The 2,582-nt window shown below is 68.0% G+C and carries 3 protein-coding genes; 2 read left to right on the top strand and 1 reads right to left on the bottom strand.

Features of this window, described 5'->3' with window-relative positions; all coding sequences use genetic code 11:
* Both ACMUOO_RS17085 and ACMUOO_RS17080 read left to right on the top strand, forming a co-directional pair.
* A partial coding sequence (locus tag ACMUOO_RS17085) for an ABC transporter permease (RefSeq protein WP_413855795.1) occupies window positions 1–732 on the top strand: 732 nt, incomplete at its 5' end.
* A gap of 13 nt (window positions 733–745) precedes the next feature.
* A complete protein-coding gene (locus tag ACMUOO_RS17080; protein ID WP_413855794.1) occupies window positions 746–2,185 on the top strand; it encodes a gamma-aminobutyraldehyde dehydrogenase in 1,440 nt (479 codons plus the stop codon).
* A gap of 3 nt (window positions 2,186–2,188) precedes the next feature.
* On the opposite strand, the gene ACMUOO_RS17075 is transcribed toward ACMUOO_RS17080, so the two are convergent.
* A partial coding sequence (locus ACMUOO_RS17075; protein WP_413855793.1) for a sirohydrochlorin chelatase occupies window positions 2,189–2,582 on the bottom strand: 394 nt, incomplete at its 5' end.

The raw sequence follows: 2,582 nt of genomic DNA, 5'->3' as shown, positions 1-2,582 counted from the left end.
GTGCTGATCTTCCTCTATGCCTTCACGACCGAGGACCGCAGCTACCAGTTCCCGCCGCCGGGGCTGACGACGGAGTGGTTCGCAGTCGCCTGGAACCGCGCGGACATCTGGCCGCCGCTCTACCTGTCGCTGCGGGTGGCGGCGCTCTCCTCCGGCCTCGCGCTCGTCCTCGGGACGCTCTGCGCGGCTGCGATGGCGCGGGCGCGCTTCTTCGGGCGCGACACGATCTCGCTTCTCGTGGTGCTGCCGATCGCCCTGCCAGGCATCATCACCGGCATGTCGCTCAGGTCGGCCTTCGCCATCGGCGATATCCCGTTTTCCACCTTCACCATCGTCCTCGGCCACGCCACCTTCTGCATCGTCATCGTCTACAACAACGCCGTGGCGCGGTTCCGCCGCCTCGGTGCCTCGATGCTGGAAGCCTCGGCAGATCTCGGCGCGAACTCGTTCCAGACCTTCCGGCACGTGATCCTTCCCAACCTCGGTTCGGCGCTGCTCGCCGGCGGGATGCTCGCCTTCGCGCTCAGCTTCGACGAGGTCATCGTCACGACCTTCACCGCCGGACAGCAGTCCACCCTGCCGATCTGGATGCTGAACGAACTCGTCCGGCCGCGTCAACGGCCGGTCACCAACGTGGTGGCGATCGTCGTCTTCGTGGCGACCTTCCTGCCGATCCTCGCAGCCTATTACCTCACCCGCGGGGCTGAAGAGACCGCGGGCGGGGGCAAATGAAAGGGAGAGCCCCATGACCATGCAATTCGACACCGGCCTTCTCATCGGCGGCGCCTTCGAACCGGGACAGGAGCAGGGCGAGAAGGTGCTGAACCCGCGCACGGGCGAGCTGATCCTCGACCTGGCGGAGGCGTCGACCGATCAGGTTGACCGCGCGGTGGCCGCGGCGAATGCCGCTTTCGGCGGCTGGTCGCGCACGACGCCGGCCGAGCGGTCGGCGGCCCTTCTCGCCATCGCGGACCGGATCGAGGCCGAGGCGGACGGCTTCGCGGCGCTGGAAGCCCTGAACTGCGGCAAGCCGATCAACGCGGCCCGCGGCGACGAGATCCCGGCCATCGTCGATTGCTTCCGCTTCTTCGCGGGTGCCGTGCGCTGCCAGCACGGGTCCATCGCGGGCGAATACCTCGCCGGCCATACCTCGATGATCCGCCGCGATGCGGTGGGGGTCGTCGCGTCCATCGCGCCCTGGAACTATCCCCTGATGATGATGGCGTGGAAACTCGCCCCGGCCATCGGCGGCGGCAACACGGTGGTCTTCAAGCCTTCGGAACAGACGCCGCTGACGGCGCTGAAGCTTGCAAGAATTCTCGCCGAGGTGCTGCCCGAGGGCGTGGTGAACGTTCTTCCCGGGCGGGGAGAGACGGTGGGCAACTATCTCATCAATCATCGCGGCGTGGACATGATCTCGCTCACCGGCGACGTGGCGACGGGCAAGAAGATGCTGGATGCGGCGGCGAAGACCGTGAAGCGGACGCATCTGGAACTCGGCGGCAAGGCGCCGGTCGTGGTCTTCGACGACGCCGATGTCGCGGAGGTCGTCGAGGGGCTGAGGGCCTTCGGATACTACAACGCCGGTCAGGACTGCACGGCGGCCTGCCGGATATATGCGGGCAGGAAGGTCTACGACAACCTCGTGGCCGACCTGACTGCGGCCGTCTCCTCGATTGCCCTTGGCAACGAGGACGACACGACGAACGAGATCGGCCCCCTGATCTCGCTCCGCCAGCGCGACCGGGTGGCGTCATTCGTGGAGCGTGCGCGCGAGCAGAGCCATATAGCTGTCACCACCGGAGGCGAGGTGATGGGCAACGGCGGCTTCTACTACCGGCCGACGGTGATCGCCGGCGCGAGGCAGTCGGACGAGATCGTGCGGCGCGAGGTCTTTGGGCCGGTCGTCTCGATCACACCCTTCAGCGAGGTCGATCAGGCCGTCGAGTGGGCCAACGACAGCGACTATGGCCTGGCCTCCTCGGTCTGGACCAAGGACGTCGGCCGGGCGATGGCGACGGCGGCGCGGCTGCGCTACGGCTGCACCTGGATCAACACGCATTTCATGCTGGTGAACGAGATGCCGCATGGCGGCCTGAAGCAGTCGGGCTACGGCAAGGACATGTCGGCCTACGCGCTCGAAGACTACACCGTCGTCCGCCACGTGATGGTCAAACACGGCTGACGGTCAGGCGTCCGCCACGGCCTTCGCGATGAGCGCGGGCACGCGCGCGTCGGTGCCGAGCGGCGGAAGCGTGACGCCCTGGAACCCCGCCGCATGAAGCGCGGCGGGGATATCGTCCTCGACATGCCCCCAGCGCGCGACGAAGAGGGGCAGGCAGAGCGCGCGCGGCCCGGCGCCTTCGGCCACTTCGACCAGTTCCGGCGCCTCCTCGATGAAGCCGAGCCGGTTTTCGGCAAAGGGCAGATGCATGGCGATGGCGGATTGCAGCGTGCGAGCGGCGTCGGCGGGGTAGGGGCTCCGTCCCGATCCGTGCGCGGCGAGGACCAGCACCGTCTCCGCGGCCGTCCATCCCTGCGACGCGAGCGCCTCCGCAAGGACGGTGACGGCGAGCGTACCC

Origin of the sequence: Albidovulum sp. (genome assembly GCF_041919395.1) — a bacterium.
In the GTDB taxonomy this organism is placed as follows: Bacteria; Pseudomonadota; Alphaproteobacteria; order Rhodobacterales; family Rhodobacteraceae; genus Albidovulum.
This window is presented reverse-complemented; position numbering and strand designations above follow the sequence as displayed.